11 protein-coding genes are annotated in these 18,259 nt (G+C 59.9%); 8 read left to right on the top strand and 3 right to left on the bottom strand.

Annotation, left to right across the window (positions count from 1 at the left end):
- Nucleotides 1-159: 159 nt before the first annotated feature.
- The 3 genes from JIN81_RS00860 to JIN81_RS00850 form a co-directional block, all read right to left on the bottom strand.
- Nucleotides 160-3,645: a beta strand repeat-containing protein gene (locus JIN81_RS00860; protein ID WP_200275286.1), complete on the bottom strand. Its 3,486-nt coding sequence runs from the start codon at nt 3,643-3,645 to the stop codon at nt 160-162.
- Between the two features lie 256 nt (nt 3,646-3,901).
- Nucleotides 3,902-5,473, bottom strand: a complete 1,572-nt coding sequence (locus JIN81_RS00855; protein ID WP_200275285.1) for a LamG-like jellyroll fold domain-containing protein — start codon at nt 5,471-5,473, stop codon at nt 3,902-3,904.
- Nucleotides 5,470-6,012, bottom strand: coding sequence for a sigma-70 family RNA polymerase sigma factor (locus JIN81_RS00850; protein WP_200275283.1), 543 nt, complete (start codon nt 6,010-6,012; stop codon nt 5,470-5,472). Before JIN81_RS00850 ends, JIN81_RS00855 begins: the two co-directional genes overlap by 4 nt.
- Nucleotides 6,013-6,424: 412 nt before the next feature.
- Here JIN81_RS00850 and JIN81_RS00845 point away from each other — a divergent pair, with 412 nt between their 5' ends.
- The 8 genes from JIN81_RS00845 to JIN81_RS00810 all read left to right on the top strand — a co-directional run bounded on the left by JIN81_RS00845 (nt 6,425) and on the right by JIN81_RS00810 (nt 18,255).
- Nucleotides 6,425-7,771: a sulfatase-like hydrolase/transferase gene (locus JIN81_RS00845; protein ID WP_234044358.1), complete on the top strand. Its 1,347-nt coding sequence runs from the start codon at nt 6,425-6,427 to the stop codon at nt 7,769-7,771.
- A 4-nt stretch (nt 7,772-7,775) separates the two neighbouring features.
- Nucleotides 7,776-9,278 (top strand): sulfatase, encoded by a 1,503-nt coding sequence (locus JIN81_RS00840; protein ID WP_200275279.1) that lies wholly within the window; start codon nt 7,776-7,778, stop codon nt 9,276-9,278.
- A gap of 166 nt (nt 9,279-9,444) precedes the next feature.
- Complete coding sequence (locus JIN81_RS00835) at nt 9,445-10,887, top strand: alpha-L-fucosidase (RefSeq protein ID WP_200275277.1); 1,443 nt, start codon at nt 9,445-9,447, stop codon at nt 10,885-10,887.
- A 2-nt stretch (nt 10,888-10,889) separates the two neighbouring features.
- Nucleotides 10,890-12,392, top strand: coding sequence for a sulfatase family protein (locus tag JIN81_RS00830; protein WP_234044357.1), 1,503 nt, complete (start codon nt 10,890-10,892; stop codon nt 12,390-12,392).
- Complete coding sequence (locus JIN81_RS00825) at nt 12,389-13,663, top strand: alpha/beta hydrolase family protein (protein ID WP_200275276.1); 1,275 nt, start codon at nt 12,389-12,391, stop codon at nt 13,661-13,663. Before JIN81_RS00830 ends, JIN81_RS00825 begins: the two co-directional genes overlap by 4 nt.
- A 42-nt stretch (nt 13,664-13,705) precedes the next feature.
- The gene (locus JIN81_RS00820; RefSeq protein WP_200275274.1) at nt 13,706-15,208 is read left to right on the top strand and encodes a sulfatase family protein; all 1,503 of its coding nucleotides are present in this window, start codon (nt 13,706-13,708) and stop codon (nt 15,206-15,208) included.
- Nucleotides 15,208-16,767: a glycoside hydrolase family protein gene (locus JIN81_RS00815; RefSeq protein WP_343217925.1), complete on the top strand. Its 1,560-nt coding sequence runs from the start codon at nt 15,208-15,210 to the stop codon at nt 16,765-16,767. Before JIN81_RS00820 ends, JIN81_RS00815 begins: the two co-directional genes overlap by 1 nt.
- A 15-nt stretch (nt 16,768-16,782) precedes the next feature.
- Nucleotides 16,783-18,255 (top strand): sulfatase family protein, encoded by a 1,473-nt coding sequence (locus JIN81_RS00810; protein ID WP_200275270.1) that lies wholly within the window; start codon nt 16,783-16,785, stop codon nt 18,253-18,255.
- The last annotated feature ends 4 nt before the right edge of the window (nt 18,256-18,259 follow it).

Raw genomic sequence — 18,259 nt, 5'->3', positions numbered from 1 at the left:
CATCGACATGCCGCCTTCTTCTGTTCAAGACCGAGGCGCTACCCGCCTCACCTACTTTACCCTTCCTACCCGAACCGTGATCGTGGAGCCGCCACCGATGATGGGTGACGGCTCCAGTGATTGACGGTGATGGTCGGGATGCGATCCCGACCCAGCGGATCACTCGGCCACCTCAGCGGCAGCCGCCCGCATGAAACCCTTGCCGGACAAGCCTTCCGAACCGTTGAGCTTGAAGCTCTGCCACTTGTATCCAGCGCTCAGCGGAGCGAGTCCGGCATCCTGAACCGGTGAGACTTCCGAGATGACTTGATCGAAAGCAAGCAAATCTAGCGACCCTTCGATCGTATAGTCCACGCCATCCGGAGCCGAGCTGGCCGTCAAGGCATCGCTGCCCGACCACGCACCGGTATCGCTACGCACCGCAACGGTCAGCACCAGCACATCATTCGGAACCGTGTCCTCGGTGAAAAGATGGATCCGACCGTTGTTCGAACCGTCCTCCGGATTGCCGTCAAAGGCGAACTCGGTGAAGTTGTCGACGTTGTCGCCATCCGGATCCGCACCAGGATCGGTGTCGGGGCCGGAAAGGGTGGTGAACTGGGCCATCCAAGTGTCGAACGGCGTCCCGGCAGTCGCCACCGAAAGAGCTCCGGTGAGCAGGTCGAAGGTCCAGAGGTTGCTGCCGTCATCCAAGGTCCACTCGGACCCAGCATTCGAAAAGGCACCCAGCGAACTGTTGACGGTGAAGGTCCCACCAGGGGTCACCGTGCCAGCGCCCGTGATGATCTGCCAGCTGTTGCCAGCCGTGGCGTCGGCTGCACTCAGGTCGAAGTAGAGCTCTCCGTCGGCATTGACGACCCCCGCGCCGCGGACATCGATCTGATTGCTCGTAGCATCGACCGTTGGGTAGATCGTGGTGCGACTGCTGCTCGTGAGCGTTACGATGCCGTTGTAGATGACACTGTTTCCAGCGTAGGAATTCTGACCACTGAGGATCAGGCTACCCGGCAAGGTCTTGGTCAGACCTGCACCACCCGTGCCGGAAATGTCGCCGGAAACCGTCAGGGTATCGGAAGCATCCTGCACGAGCAGATCAAAGGATTCGGCGGTGGTATCATTGATGGTGATGTTCCCGGAAATGGTGGCGGAGTTTCCGGTGGTAACATGAATCTCCTTCAATCCGGGCCCATCGACCACAACCACATCCTGCGTCACATCGATTCCATCCTGAATTTGGAGAACGGTGTTTCGCGTCAGGGACTTGTCGAGAATGAAGTCTCCCGTGAACCCAGTGAGATCCAGGCTCGATGTCAGGACCGTTGTTCCGCTGTCGATGGTCAGATCCCCACCCAATCCAGACTCCGTAAGGGACCCGATCAGATGGATCTCGCGATCGTCGTTGTCATTGGTATTGGGAACGATCCGACTGTCTGCCGTGACATCGATTGCCCCGGTAAAGTAGGTATCACTGTTCTGGAATCCGGATTCCAACTGGCCACCCGCGAGAGTGACATCGTTGGGGATGGTGCGTACTTGGTTGGTGGCAATGTTCCCCCGCAACCCGGCACCCGGGTTGACCGTGATGGTCGCATTATCACCCAAAGCATTGTCATTACTCACAATCAGGATGCCGTCGTTGACCACCCATTCGGCGATCGACTGGGCGCCGTTGTCGCCGCTGATGACGTTGCCCACGTTGTTCTCGAGGGTGATGGTGATGTCAGTCCCGGTGACATCGATGGTTCCTTGGATATCGAAGCGACCGGTGCCGTCGAAGGTGACATCACCCCCGAAGACGAGTTGGTCACCAAAGGCATCATTCGAGGTATTTCCAGAATTACTGATGGTTGTTCCATCACCAAAGAAGAAGCTTCCAGCTCCATAATTCTGATAGTCACGGTGGTTGGCGATCGAATTCAGGTCGAAGGTGCTGCCATTGGTGAAACTGAAGGTATTCCCGAAGTCGCCGAGCGAGTTGATGTTGTCCGTATTGCGGAGGTTCTTGAGCGTTCCTCCACCATCCACAGTGATCGTGCCGATGAAGTCATTGTTCACGGCGCCACCGCCACCCAGGCTGAGCGTTCCGGTTCCGGAGTGGGTGATGTCCGTATTGCCGGTGAGCTTGATGTTCATGGTCACATCCCCTCCTCCGGTGACATTGATGCCCCCGGAAGTGGTGGTGATGGTCTCCGAACCGGCAGTGACGTCATCGATCGTATAGTTATTGCCATTCGTATTGGCAAAGGTGACGGTGTTGGGAGCCACAGGGAACTGGACCTCTACCAATCCCGCAGCGGTGTCGCCAAAGGTGACACTGTCGGCATCATAATAGAGGCTGTCAGAAGAGCTCCAGTTCTCGCCGTTACCAACGTCCCAGAAGGTAGGAACGAGTGCGTCGCCTCCGGTCCAGTTGCTGCTCTGGACATCGATCGCAAGAGTGAGACGGTTGTTCGCGGAATCGTCGACCACCCCTGAAGTGCGGTAGTTCTCCGTGAAGAAATCGGTGACGCTTCCCACGTAGGTCCCGTAATTGATGAGGGTAAACGGGTTGCTATCCGCAGGGAGTGACTCGAGGGCAATGAGCGTGGTCGCATTCGTTGTCAGCGTGCCGGTGGTGCTGAAAGCCCCCGCAGTGAGGGGGTCGACACTCAAAACACCGGCGTTTTCCAATGTGACGGCACCCGTGGTGCTGCCTTCGCCACTGAGGGTCGCATCAGCGCCCACCGTGACGTCCGAGGTCAAGCTCCCCGTGATGTCCAGCGTGCCGCTGGTGATCGAGGTCGCGCCGGTATAGGTACTGGCGCCGGAGAGCGTGACCGTGCCCGCACCTGATTGGGTCACGGTTCCAATGCCGCTGATGGCGCCCGCATAGGTGTATTCACCGCCGCTGCGGTTGAAAAGAAGGGCCGAGTCGTTGAGGGTATCCCCCATGCCAAGCGTGCCACCTTCCTCCACGCTCAACGATCCTGCACTGATCGTCGTAAGTCCGGTGTAGGTGTTCACGCTGTTGAAGAATGCCGTATTCGACGTGGCACTGTTCTGGGTGAAAGCCACCGTACCACCACCATCTGCAATGCCGGTCCCAACCCGCAATTCGGCCGTTCCGGTTCCAGCGTTGGTGATCGTGTAGCTCCCGGCATCGCCCGCGGAGATATCATCGGCCAGGACCATCAGGGTGTCCGCATTGTTGTTGAGGGTGAGGTCGTCGAGAAGGAACATGGGCAGGACCAGACCATTGTTGACGCCACCGATGTTGGTGACCACTGCACCCGACCCACTGTTGTCGAAGGTCAGATCCGTGGCACCATCCCCGAAGATCTGCATCTTGCCGGCAGTTCCCGGATCGGTATCACCGATTGTTAGCACGCCCACGGTGCGTGAGGTGGTATCAATCGTGACGGACTTGGCTGCACCACCGGTTCCAATGTAGTCGGCCGTCACACTGACGACCGAGGCGGCGCCATCGCCGACGATACCGTCTTGCCAATTGGCGGTGTCGCTCCAGTTACCATTGATATTGCCGCCGATCCAGGTGCCATCCGCCGCGGTGGCGATGACGGGAGTCAGAAGACCGAGGAGAACGATCGAGGAGCGGACACTCCCGAAGAGCGAGGATTGGGTTTGCGGGGTTTGATGCTTTTTCATTGCGGTTATGGGTTCGGATTGTCTGGATTTTTACGTTGCACGGGTTGTTTGAGAGCAGTTGCCCAACCTTAAGCTCATTGGGCTTGAGCATGATGTCAATGGGCCACCAGGCCTGAGAATGGGTTTCCCGTCCGAAGCTCGATGCCTCGTTTCCAAGATCCCCGTCCGTTGCGACATCGAGGACGTCGCACCTTCCGAAAACGACGGCAGGGCCGCGTTGGATGATGGGTTCAAGTTCATGGGTTTGAAGATGAGGCTACGGGGAGTCGGTCACGAGTGACTCTTCGGCCGCAAGCCGTCGGATCGAGTCGTCGCTCAGAGCACCGTCATAAATGAACAGGTCGTCGATTTCCCCGGTGAAGGAGGGACCTCGTTTCCTCAAAGCCTTGCCGATCAGAAACGGCTCCGAGTCCTTGCTATCGGTGATGGTGTAGAGTTCGCTGAAACGCTCCAGCTCTCCACTTTCACCACGGTGAATGAGTGCTCGGTGCAGCCCATCGACGTAGATGGCGAGGTTGGGCCGGCCGTCTTCGAGCATGTCACCGTAGTAAACGGCCACCAAATGGTGCCAGCCACCGTCGTCGATGCGGATGTCATCCGTGGAATACCAGGTTTTCCCGAGGGAAATGCGGGCCACTCGTCCACCCACTTCCGGATCCGGCACGGCATGGAGCTTCCACTTGCCGTTGTTGCGCATGGACCCCCAGCCGAGGAGAGGAATGGCAGGGTTGAAATCCCCCTCCTTGGGCAGCCTGACCCAACAGGATACCGTCCGGGGCCGGCTCCCTGAGATCCCCGGCCAGTTGGTGCGCACGAAATCCCCGACCCCATGAAGTTTCAGGGCGTTACCGTATTTTCCGGGGCTCAGCGATGGCCCGACCAGCGCCTTGGGGCGCACAAGAAGGGCCCTGATGTCGGGGACGCTGGGGTGGGTTCCCTCCACAGTGAGCCCTCCACCCTCAAGCTCATCGAAAGACATGTGAACATAAGGCAGCGAACTCGGGAGAGTCTTGATGAAATCCTCCGCACGGACCGGGGTGGGATTGAGTCGGCCGGCAGGTCCTGCGATCCGTGCGGTGGTCCCACTGAGAACCTCCTTGTTCTTGAGCCCGACACGGTGGCTGACCTCGATCCTGCCTTGCAGAAGATGGACCTGATCCAGAGCGTGCGGGGCACAGGTCACACCGAATTCGGTCCCGAGATCGACAATCTGCAGGCGAGGCGTAGTGACTTGAAAGCCGACAGCATTCGCAGGGACATGGAACCACGCCACCCCCTCCCGAATGGCCATCCGGTCTTCGTTGACAAGGGTGAGATTGGCAGGAGCCTGAACCACCGAAGTGACGCCATTGGAGAGAGTGAGCTTGACGGTTCCTTGCCGGAGTTTCAGCTGGGAACCTTTGTCCAGTGTGCCTGCTTCAGGTTCACTCCCGTCCGCCCGTGCCTTGGAATGGGTCACCGCAAAAATGGTATCCGGCGCGACCTCGAAGGTGAGGAGCGGTGGGCGATCGGGCACGATCACAAACTTGAACACCACCGCGAGCAACATCAGCACGGCCGCCGCAACCATTGTGGCCTGAATCATGGAACGACGCTGCTGACGCTCCCTGATCTGCTCGACAGGCACGACGTTTGAGAACGCAGGATGGATCACTCGCGGCATCGAGATCTCCAGGTCGAGCACATTGTGGACATCCACGTAATCAAGATAGAGCTCTCGTGCCTCCTCGGAGTTCGCGAGGTATTCCTCGAGTTCCGCGAACTCTTCAGGTGAAATCGTCCCATCCAGGTATCGCGAAATCGCGAGTTCAAATTCTCCACTCTTCAAAGCCGACCTCCTTCCACCGCGAGGGTATTGTGGATGCAGCGCCGCAGGGTCGTTCTCAGTCGAGAAAGTGTGACCCGCAGCGACGCCCGGGTCCGCCCGGTTTCCGCAGCGATCTGTTCCATGCCGCCACGCTCGTCATCGTAGCGTGCCTCGATCAACTCACGGTGAGCCGGCGACAATTTGCCCAGGCAGAACTGCAGGGCGCGCCTCTTGGCCTCCAGGATCGCGGGTTCGCGTTTTTCGGACTGCGTGGCCAGGGATTGGCAGAGGTCCTCGTTGAAGACCAGGAAGCCCTCCCGCTTCTGCTTCTTCCGGTAGTCGAGAATCGTGTAGTAGGCGACGGTGCACGCCCAGGCTCCGAAATTGGTGCCGAGCTTGAAATCGTTCATCTTCTCACACAGGACCACATTCACCTCCTGCAGAATATCCCGCACATCGGCGTGATTGGGGATCTGGGAAATGATGTAGGACCGCAACACTTCCTGGTGGTCAGTCAGGAGGGTCACAAATTGCGGAGAAACGTTGGAGGCGGAACTCATCCAATCCAAATAAGCCATAGGGCGCCACGACGTTAACGAGTTTCTGGACGGAGCCCTCGAATTCTTTCACTCCAGACTGCGGATCTTCCCGTCCTCGACGCGGGCCGCAACTTCGGATCAGCCAGCCAGCTGGGAGGACCCTTTGGCGTCAGCACACCGTGAATCTCGTTAACACTTTTCGTCATTTTGGCATATTTTAGATAGTCTTGGCTTGTTTCGAGGGATGGAAAGCTCCGTTTCACCCCTCCTGTCTGCAAGCCGCGAAAGATCCCGGCAATTCTCCAAACAACGGTCTTATTGGCGTCTGACAGCCATGGACTTATCGAACCGCGTCGCATCTTTCGAAAGACCCACCGCAAAACCGCGTTTTGAGTATATCGACCAACCCATGATCAAAAAATCAAATATATTCATGCTCTCTGCCTTGGCAGCGAGCGTCGTCGGGCTCTCCGCCGCTGCCGCGGAGAAACCTCCCAACATCGTGGTCTTCGTCGCCGACGACATGGGCTGGGGCGACTCAGAGACCTACGGGAACGAGCTGATCAAAACGCCGAACATGAACAAGCTGGCTTCGCAGGGCGTGAAACTCACGCAGTGTTACTCGGCCTGCGGCGTCTGCTCACCATCCCGATCGGCCATCCTGACGGGCCGCACTCCCTACCGGAACGGCGTGTATCGTCACCTTTCCGGGAACCATGAGGCCCACTTGCGGGCGAGTGAGATCACCTATCCGGAGCTCCTCAAGAAGGCAGGCTACGAGACCTGCCACGTCGGCAAGTGGCACCTGCTCTCGAAGCAGCAGTTCAACAACGAGAAATTCCCCCAACCCGGCGACCACGGCTACGACTACTGGATGGCGACGCACAACAATGCGGCGCCGAGCCACAAGAACCCGAACAACTTCGTCCGCAACGGCGAGCCCGTCGGTGAGATGGAAGGCTACTCGGCCCAATTGGTGGCCGCCGAAGCCGGTCGCTGGCTCAAGGACATCCGCAACCCTGACAAGCCGTTCGCGCTTTCGGTGTGGATCCACGAACCGCATTCGCCAATCGCCACCGATTCCAAGTTCCAGGCGCTCTACAAGGACCACAAGAACGCCAAATACATGGGCAACATCACCCAGCTCGACCACGCGCTGGGCATGGTGATGGACGCCCTGGAGGAACAGGGAGTGAGCGACAACACCTTCCTGTTCTTCACGTCCGACAACGGACCCGTCCCGGGTTTCGGAGGTTCCAGTGGCGGACTGCGCGGCAACAAGCGCAGCGAGTACGAGGGGGGCATCCGCGTCCCCGGCCTGGTGCGCTGGCCCAAGCACATCAAACCCGGAACCACCAGCGACGTCCCGGTGATCGGCACCGATGTCTTCACCACCGTGCTCGACATCGTCGGGATCCCACTGCCCGACGACCGCACCATCGACGGCGCGAACATGCTGCCCGCCCTGAAGGGTGAACCAGTGGAGCGCAAGCAGCCGCTGTTCTGGCGCACGCATGTCTCACCTCCCGACCAACGCGTCGCGATGCGCATCGGCGACTGGAAGATCGTCGGCGATGAAACGCTGACGAAGTTCCAGCTCTACAACATCCCCAAGGACATGGCGGAAGCCAACGACCTCTCCACCGAGATGCCCGAGAAGACCGAGGAGATGAAGAAAACCCTGCTCAAGCTGTGGGAGGACATCGTGAAGGAAGGCCCCAACGAATGGTGGGAGAGTGAGCGGCAGAAATCAAAGTTCGGCGGCAAGTTGAGCTACTAAGACCGTGAAGCACCTCACCTCTCTGCTGATCTTCGCGATCACCCTGATCTCCCCTTCCCCGGGCGCGGATCAGGGACGGCCCAACATCATCTTCATTCTGGCGGATGACCTTGGCTGGCAGGACGTGGGCTTCATGGGGAGCAAATACTTCGAGACCCCGCATCTCGATGCTCTGGCGAAGCACAGTCTGGTGCTCGAGAACGCCTTCATGTATCCCACCTGCTCGCCATCGCGCGCGGCCATCCTGACCGGCAGGCAATCCTTCCGCACCGGCTGCTACACCGTGCCGGTGCTGGAGAAGGGAAACAGCAGCGACAACATCTTCTCGCGCTGGACGGTCGGTGAGGAACACCCGGTGTTCTCGCAGCCATTGAAGAAGGCGGGCTACCAACTGATCCACCTCGGCAAGTGGCACATCGTCGGGCCGAACCCCGCTGCGGAAACACCGGGTTCCTTGCAAAAGAAGCTGACCCAACCGGGAAATGGCGACCTCAGCTGGGTCGCAGCGCACAAGACGCCGGAGATTCGCAAGTACTACCCCACCGGCCGGGGCTTCGATGAGAACGTCGGCGGCACTTGGTGGGGTGACCCGGCGCGCGGCTACGACAAGGGCTACAACGCGCCCGGTGGCGGCTACGTCGCCCCCTTCAAGAATCCGTTCATCGAGGACAAGCCGGACGACGGATGGCTGACCGACCGTCTCACCAGCGACGCGATCGACTTCATCGAACGTCACAAGGATGGCCCCTTCTTTGTCAATCTTCACTACTACGCCCCCCATCGACCGTCGGTTCCACGGAGCGAAGCACTGCGCACACACTTCCTGAAGAAGAAGGGCGACCCGTCGACCGGACAGGGCATGGGGCCGGCGAAAAAGAAGAAGGAAGTCGCCGACTACGCGACCATGATCAAGTCGATCGACGACAACGTGAAACGCCTCACCGACTACCTCGACCAGGCGGGTCTGCGCGACAACACCGTGATCGTCTTCACCTCCGACAACGGCTTCAACGGGCTGCAGAGCGCCAACAAGAACCTGAGGGGCGCGAAGGGCAACGTGTATGACGGTGGCTTGCGCGTTCCCGCACTGGTCCACTGGCCCTCCGTGGTGAGAGCTTCACGCAATGCCACCCCGGTTCACGGTCTCGATCTCTTCCCCACTTTCCTCGATCTGGCCGGGGTCGATGACTACACCGCCACCCTCGACGGCGACAGCTGGCTTCCTCTCATGCAGGGGCGGGAGCTCAATGAGCGAGCCCTCTTCTGGCACATCGCCAGCACCTACAAGGACCCGCCGTGCTCGATCATCCGCAAGGGCGAGTGGAAGCTGATCCAGTATCTGAAGAAGGGGGACATCGAACTCTACAACACCAACGACGACCAGGCAGAGAAGAAGAACCTGGCCAAGAGCCACCCCGAAATCGCGCAGCAAATGCTGAAGCAGCTCGTGGAGTGGCGCACGAAGAACGAGGTGCCATTGCCTCCCAGCTCGGAACTCAGGAATTGACCGTCCATGGCCACCCCCAACCGCAATGTGACCCTCCTCACCTCGATAAGCCGCGGGGTCTCCCGAACGACCTCGGCACCTCTCCTGAGAGCGGATCAGAGCGCTCAAACCAGAGGGAGAGACTGGTGCTCAGCCATCCATCATCCAATCCATCCAGAACCGAATCATGAAACGTAAAACCCTCATCTCCTGCTTCGCATCCCTTCTCCTGATCCCCTCCACCGCCCGCTGCGACCAGCAGGACGACTCCCACATGGAATGGTGGCGCGACGCGCGCTACGGCATGTTCATCCACTGGGGCCTCTACTCCATCGCCGGTGGCGAATGGAAAGGCAAGGACTACGGCAAGGAACAGGGCGGCGCCAGCGCCGAGTGGGTGATGAACAGCGCCAAAATCCCCGGCAAGGAATACCGCGAGACCCTCGCACCCCAGTTCAATCCGACCGACTTCGATGCCAAGAAATGGGTCTCCCTCGCGAAGGAAGCCGGCATGAAGTACATGGTCATCACCTCCAAACATCACGACGGCTTCTGCCTCTTCGATACCGATGCCACCGACTACAACGTGATGGACGCGACGCCGTTCAAGCGCGACATCATCAAGGAGCTGTCGGACGAATGCGCGAAGCAGGGCATCAAGTTCGGTGTCTACTATTCCCAGTTCAAGGACTGGTATCACCGCAGCCGGGCCCGGGAAAAAGGAACCCTCACCACCGAGGAATACCTCAAACTGGTGGAAAAGAATCTGGACGAACTACTCAGCAACTACGGTGAGATGTCCGTGCTCTGGTTCGATACCGGCGGCAACGACCTGGTCGAGGCCGACGCGCAGGGCGCACGGGTCCGCGAGCTCCAGCCCAACGCGGTGATCTGCAGTCGCCTCTACAGCCGCAAGGTCCCGGCAGAGAAACAGAAGTTTGCCGACTTCAACTCCCTTCCCGACCGCATGCTTCCCGCAACACGCATGACCGAAGACAGCGAGACCTGCATGACCATGCGTCACAACTGGGGCTACGACCGCACCGATGACGCTTGGAAGAGCGAGAAGGACATCGTCGAGTTCCTGGCCCTTTGCGCAGCCCGCGGCGTGAACCTCCTGCTCAACGTCGGCCCCGATCCCAAAGGCAACATCCTACCCGAGGAATCCGAACGCCTCAAAGCCGCCGGAGCATGGATGGCGGTCAATGGTGAGTCGATCTATGGCACCACTTCATCCCCCGTCGACTTCGATTTCTGGTGGGGCGCCATGACCCAGAAGGACAAGACGGTCTACCTGCACGTCCTCGAGTGGAAGCCGGAGGGCATCGAGTTCAACGGCCTGATCGGCAAGCCGGTCAAAGCCTACTTCCTCTCGGACTCCGAAAAGAAGCCGCTGACCATTTCCTACAAGGCCGACGGTCACGTCACCACCATCGAGGTGCCCGAGGAGGCACCGGATGCGCGAAATACGGTGATCGCCGTGGAATACGCCGATGCCATCGCGGCCGACCCCGAGGCCAAGGGCAAGTATCACTGGTACACCACGCGCGCCAAGCGCCACACCGACATCCGGAAAAGCCGCGGTGCGGGCGAGCACAAGCTGCCCGGAGCGGTCAAGGAGGCTCGATAGACATGATGACCCATCTGAAATCCATCGGACTCACGCTGGCCTGCCTGATCGGTTCAGCGGCCTTTGCCGCCGAGAAGCCGAACATCATCTACATCCTCGCCGACGACCTCGGCTACGGCGATGTCCAGGCGCTCAATCCCGAGCACGGCAAGATCCCGACGCCCGGCATGGACCGCCTGGCGAAGGAAGGCATGGTCTTCACCGATGCCCACTCCAGCTCATCGGTCTGCACACCGACCCGCTATGGCGTGCTCACCGGCCGCTACAACTGGCGCACCTACAAGCAGAGCGGAGTGCTCTTCGGCTTCGACCAGCCATTGATCGCCCCCGATCGCCTGACCGTCGCCGGGCTTCTCAAGAAGCAGGGCTACAACACGGCCATCGTCGGCAAGTGGCACTTGGGACTTGGCCTCGTCGACCCGAAGGGCAAACCGACGCGCGGCCAGCGTGCGGCGGTCGATGGAGTCGACTGGAGCGCCCGCATCACCGGAGGTCCGGTCGATCTCGGCTTCGACTCGTGGTATGGCATTTCCGCCTCCCTGGACATGCCGCCGTATATCTGGATCAAGGATGACCAATTCGTCGGCAAGTGCACGACCACCAAGGCCTTCCATCGCAAGGGACCGGCGCATGCCGACTTCGAGGCCATCGATGTGCTCGACGAGATCGGCAACAAGTCGGCCCAGTTCATTCAAACGCAATCCGCGGACCAGCCGTTCTTCCTCTACGTGCCGCTGACTTCCCCGCACGCCCCCATCATTCCCACCGACGAGTGGAAGGGTAAGAGCAAGCTCGGACTCTACGGCGACTTCGTCATGCATACCGATGCCGTGGTCGCCCGGATCACCGAGGCGGTCGACAAGGCGGGGCTTGCCGAGAACACGATGATCATCGTCACCAGCGACAACGGCTGTTCAAAGGTGGCGGACATCCCCGCCTTGAAAGAAATGGGCCATTTCCCCAACGGGAAATACCGTGGCTCGAAGTCCGACATCTGGGACGGCGGCCACCGGGTCCCCTTCATCGTCCGTTGGCCGGCCGGGGTGAAAGCCGGATCTTCCAGCGATGAAGTGATCTGCCTGACCGATCTGATGGCCACCAGCGCCGAGCTGAGTGGAGCCACCCTGCCTGCCAATGCCGGCGAGGATAGCGTCAGCTTCGCGCCAGCGCTGAAGGGCAAGCCGATCGAGTCGGCCCGCAAGGGTGTCGTGCACCATTCGGTCAGCGGGCAGTTCGCCTATCGCGAGGGAAAATGGAAACTGCTTCTGGCCAAAGGTTCCGGCGGCTGGACCCGGGAGAAGATGGGAGTCGATGCACCAATGCAGCTCTACAACATGGAGGTCGACCCTGAGGAACAGAACAACCTCTACCACTCCCATCCCGAGATCGTTGAGCGACTGATCACCCAACTTGAATCTGACGTAAAGCGCGGACGAAGCACCGCGGGGCCGGATCAGAAGAACGATACCGGCAAGATCAACATCCGCAGAGGGGTTCGACAATGATCCGGAGATGCATCCAACTTGGAATCGCCTGGGCGATCGGACCTTTGGCCGCTCCCGCGGCGGAAGCTCCCGACCCGTCATTGCTCGAGCGGCTCGATCCTTTGGTGTTTGAGGTTCCTGCGGTTCATTCGCATTCGTCCCATGACCGAGGAAGCGTCAAGGCGGTGTTCTTTGACAGCGTCCCCCACGACGGGAAGAAGAAGCGGGTATTCGCCTATCTGGGGATCCCCGAAAGCGACAAGCCGGTGCCGGGAATGGTGCTGGTTCATGGCGGTGGAGGCACTGCTTTCTACGAGTGGGTGAAACTCTGGAACGACCGCGGCTATGCGGCAATCGCCATGGATCTCGAAGGGCATCTCCCGAAGGATGCTGCGACCGGACGCGGACGGCTGAGCCATGATCACAGTGGTCCCTCCCGTGTCGGACGCTTCGGTGATGCGGAACGACCTCTCGAAGCACAATGGATGTACCATGCCGTGTCCGACATCTTCGTCGCCCACACACTTCTGGCCTCCCTACCAGAAGTCGACGCAGACCGGATCGGGATGACCGGGATCTCCTGGGGTGGCATCCTGAGCAGCCTCGTCTCCGGGATCGATGCCCGCTACAAATGCGCGATCCCGGTCTACGGTTGCGGCTACCTCTACGAGTCGCATGGACACTTCAGCAGCGTGCGGACCGAAGCCGAGAAGTTCTGGGATCCGGCCCGGCATTTCGCAAACGGAACCGTCCCCACCCTCTGGGTCAATGGTGATGGAGACGGCCACTTCTCGGTCAACACGACCTCGAAGAGTTTTGATGTCACGAGCGATCATGCATGGCTGAGCATCCACCCGGGATTGCCTCACGGTCACGGCGCGGGTTGGGATCCTGTGCGCGTCCCGGAGATCTATGCCTTTGCGGATCACCAACTGAAGGGAAACGGGCCAGCCCTGGCGAGGATCGTCACCCAGCCAGTCGGCCGGGCCATCGAGCTTGAGTATGAATCCGAAAGTCCCATCGAGAAAGCGACGGTTCACTACCTGAATGAGCCTTTGACCTACCGGAAGCCCAAGGATGATCCCAAGGCGAAGCATTCCCGACCGGGTCCGTGGATGTCCATGGAGGCAGAAGTGGATGCCATGACTCGCACGGTCAAGGCACGGCTGCCGGATACCGGCATGACTTACTACGTGAATCTGGAAGACGCCCGGGGACTCCTCATATCGTCCCGGCTGGTCGAGTTGGAGAAGCCTGAACCATCCAGCTTGAAACCGAGTCATGCACCCTAGTTTCCCAACCAACCTCAGCACTCCAAACGCATTGATTTTCCCATGAAGAACCGACTCATTCTCCTGCTCTTCGTCTCGCTCGTCACGCTGCGAGCCGCACCGAAACCCAACATCATCTACATCTTTGCGGATGACATGGGCTACGGCGACGTGCAGTGCCTCAATCCCGAGCGGGGCAAGATCCCCACCCCCCACATGGATCGCCTGGCAGCGGAAGGGATGATTTTCACCGATGCGCACTCGAGTTCCTCGGTCTGCACACCGACCCGCTATGGCGTACTGACCGGCCGCTACAACTGGCGCACCCATTTGCAGAAGGGCGTGCTCTGGGGCTACAGCGAGCCACTGATCGACGCCGATCGGTTGACCGTCCCCGCCTTGCTCAAGCAGCAGGGATACAAAACCGCAATGGTCGGCAAGTGGCACCTCGGGATGAACCTGCCCGTGCTTGAAGGAAAGCCCATCATGGATGGACCTCCGGATTCACGGAAGCCCAAGCGAACGCACATCGATTGGAAGGGTGAAATCAAGGACGGCCCCGTGGATCGCGGCTTCGACTACCTTTATGGGATTTCGGCCTCGCTCGACATGGCTCCCTACATCTGGATCGAGAACGATCGCTTCGTCGGCACCGCGGACAACAGCCAGCCGACCAAACCCGCACCAGGATTCAAGAAGGACCAGGTGCTGCCGGAGATCGGACGCAAGACCGTCGAATACATCGAGAAGCAGGACGGTTCGAAGCCATTCTTCATCTACGTGCCGCTGACCTCGCCACACACCCCCATCGTTCCGACCGAGGAATGGAAGGGCAAGAGCGGGCTCGGCAGCTACGGAGATTTCCAGATGCAAACCGACCACGTGATCGGTGAGATCATGAAGGCGGTGGATGCTTCGGACTTCGCCGACAACACGCTGGTCATCGTCACCGCGGACAATGGCTGTTCGAAGGCGGCAAGGATCGACCGGCTCGAGGCGCAGGGCCACTTCCCGAGCGCTCACCTTCGGGGATCGAAGGCCGACCTGTGGGACGGCGGCCACCGCGTGCCATTCATCGTCCGCTGGCCGAAAGTGGTGAAGGCGGGCTCGACCAGTGACCAGACGATCGGCCTGACCGATCTGATGGCGACCTGTGCCGAGTTGAGTGGTGCAACTCTGCCCGACAATGCTGGCGAGGACAGCATCAGCTTCGCTCCGGCACTGAAGGGTGAAACCATCGAATCGACGCGCAAGGGCGTGATCCATCATTCGATCAGCGGCCACTTCGCCTACCGTCAGGGGAAATGGAAGCTGCTGCTGGCAAAGGGTTCCGGTGGGTGGACCTCGCCGACCGAGAAGCAGGTGAAGAAGGGTGCTCCGGTGGCCCAACTCTACGACCTTGAGGCGGATCCGGGCGAAACGAAGAACCTCTACGAGTCGCACCCGGAAGTCGCGGAACGCCTCTTGAAACAGCTGGAGTCGGACGTGAGTCGCGGGCGCAGCACGGATGGTGCTGCCGCCAAGAACGATGTGGCTGAGATTGAACTCTGGAAGAGCGGGAAATGATGAAGACGTCAAAATCCCCTACCTTGGCGCTGCTGGTTCTCGGGCTCCCGGGAGCCTGTTTCGCTGAGGACGAAGCGAAGACCTGGACGATTGCCAGCCAGGACGAGTGGAAGGCGAACCTGTCGCATCAGGAGGGTTTGGAGATTGCCGATGGTCAGGCATCGCCCAGCGGGGAGAAGGCCGTCTATCAGAGCAAGCTGAGGATTTTTTCCGAGAAGCGTCAGGCCGGGAAGATCACGCTCAGCCAGTCGCCAGCCTGGCAGAACTGGGAGGATGCCGGGAACATCGGACCGGCCAATGCAAGCAATGCGCCGGTCTTCCTCCGGATGGGACCGCAGAACTATTGGATCTTCGCAGCCTACGGGCGGGAAAAGCAGACCAAGGGTGCGGGATTGCCGGCGACCCTTGAGGGATTCGACATGCCCCTTCTGACCTCATCCTACCCGAATCAATTCATCGCTCCGGGAGGCCTCACGAAGCGCAAAGCCGGCTACCACGGTTGGCAAAGCCGTGACATGCTCAACTGGGTCTATCACGGCCAGGTGACGGCGCGAGGCTGTGTGACCACGGCCGAACTCGTTGATGGGAAGGCCTACATCTACTATGACTACCCCAACGACCAGGATCCTCACCTCGTGATTGAGGAGGACCTGATCGATGGAGTGGCCGGGAAGGACATGGGCATGGCTTTCGCGGATCCATCACACGGTTCCGACTGCGCCGTGATCCGCGATCTTGAGGGCAGGTTCCATTTGATCTACGAGGACTGGAGCCCGATCGACGCCAGCAAGCACGCTTGGGACTCGCCTCTCGCGGGCCACGCCGTGAGCGAGGATGGCAAGGGCGGCTTCAGGATTGTGGAACCGGCAGTGGACGAGCGCACGAACCCAACCGGCAAGTTCGGTGAATACTTTCATCCCCACTGGTATCGGACGGCTCCGGAGAAATTCCCCGGCAAGGTGGTAACGCAGAGCATTCCCCAGCACCGGATCAAGGAAGGCGAGGTCAGGTCCGTGGCGGAGTATGAAATCCACGAACCGGAGCAGAACGCCTACGGCGACTGGTCGGCGATTTCGATCGGCGGGCAGTACTACCTGTTCTGCGATTTCGATCCTGCCGGTGGCCACGGCAAGCAGGCCATGAGCGTGGCCTGGTTCACCTCCTCCGACATCAACAAGCCCTTCACCTTCTGCGGCAACATCGGCCAAGGCCACCCCGACCCGGATATCATGTTCGCCGAAGGGATGTTCTACCTGATCACCCAGACGAATCAGGATTTTGTCAGCCCCGGACCTTGGGTCGATGGCGTGGAGGTCCGCGTCGGCGTGGATACCGACAAGGACGGATCTGTCGACAAGTGGACAGAATGGCAGTCGGTGAGCGAGCGCTACGAGGCCATTCCCGGATTTGCCAAACAGGTCGCCAAGACCCCGGCACAGCTGGATTTGGATGACCTACCGGAAGGATACGGATTTCAGTTCGAGCTTCGCCTGACAGACACGACCGAAAACGAGTCCAAGCCGATCCTCGATCAGGTGCAACTCCACTTTGAACCCTGATCCCTTAAGAATCCCATGATCTCAAGAATTCGCGCCCTGTTCCTTCTCGCTGCCCTCGTTCCTGCAGCGGCGGCCGAGGATGCCGCGTCGAAACCGAACATCGTCTACATCATGACCGATGATCAGGGCTACGGTGATGTATCGATCCTGAACCCTGAGCGAGGAAAGATCCCCACGCCTGCCATGGATCGCATCGCAAAGGAAGGGATGATCTTCACGGATGCCCACTCCGGGTCGGCGGTCTGCACGCCGACGCGCTACGGCTTGCTGACCGGTCGCTACGCCTGGCGGACAAAACTCCAGAGCGGCGTCGTTCAGGGATTCGCACCGTGCTTGATCGCCGAAGATCGTCCGACCGTAGCCTCCTTCCTCAAGCAGCAAGGCTATCACACGGGCATCGTCGGAAAGTGGCACCTGAATTTTCAGTACAGCGATCCGGAAAGTGGCAAGATTCTGAAGCGCAAGAGCAAGAAGATGCTGGCCCCCGTCGGCAGCAAGATCCCTGACGGCCCGGTCAACCGCGGCTTCGACCACTTCCACGGTTTCCATCATGCCGGCGACATGAAGGGCGTCATCGAGAACGATACCGTCATCGCCCACGAGGAGGAAATCCACATGCTTCCCCGCCTGACCCGCGCGGCGGTGGAATACATCGACGGCCGTGCCAAGGCTAGCAAGGGACAGCCCTTCTTTCTCTATGTGCCCTACGGGTCACCCCATGCCCCGATTGTGCCCACCAAGGAATGGCAGGGACGAAGCGGCCTCAACAAGCATGCGGACTTCGTGATGGAAACCGATGATGGGGTGCGCCGGATCCTTGAGGCGCTGGATCGGAACGGATTTGCCGAGAACACGCTGGTGGTGTTCACCGCTGACAACGGAACCTCGAAAGGTGCCGGAATTCCCGAGCTCCAGAAGAAGGGTCACCACGTGAGCGCCCATCTGCGCGGCTCCAAGGCCGACCTTTGGGATGGCGGACACCGCGTGCCTTTCCTCGTTCGCTGGCCTGCGAAGATCAAGCCGGGTTCGATATCGGATGAACTGATTTGCCACACCGACCTGTTCGCGACCTGCGCGGACATCCTTGATCAACCGATACCCGCGAATGCCGCCGAGGACAGCGTAAGCTTCCTCCCTGCCTTGTCCGGCGCCCCCATCGAGTCGACAAGAGCCGGTGTCATTCATCATTCCATCTCCGGGCACTTCGCCTATCGCCAGGGACCGTGGAAGCTGCTGCTGGCCTATGGGTCCGGCGGTTGGACCAGTCCAAAGGAGCCCGAGGCGAAGAAGAGCGGCGCTCCGAAAGCCCAGCTCTACGACATGGAGAAGGATCCGGGCGAAACGACCAACCTCTACGAATCCCATCCTGAAGTCGCGGCCCGCCTGCTTGCCCAACTGGAAGCGGACGTCGCCAACGGCCGCAGCACGAAGGGTCCCCCAGCGAAGAACGACATCGCGGAGATCAAACTTTGGAAGAGCGGCAAGTAAGACA

It is taken from the genome of Haloferula rosea (assembly GCF_016595525.1).
In the GTDB taxonomy this organism is placed as follows: Bacteria; Verrucomicrobiota; Verrucomicrobiia; order Verrucomicrobiales; family Akkermansiaceae; genus Haloferula; species Haloferula rosea.
Note: the sequence above shows the minus strand (reverse complement) of the source record. Positions and strands in the feature narration are given on the sequence as shown.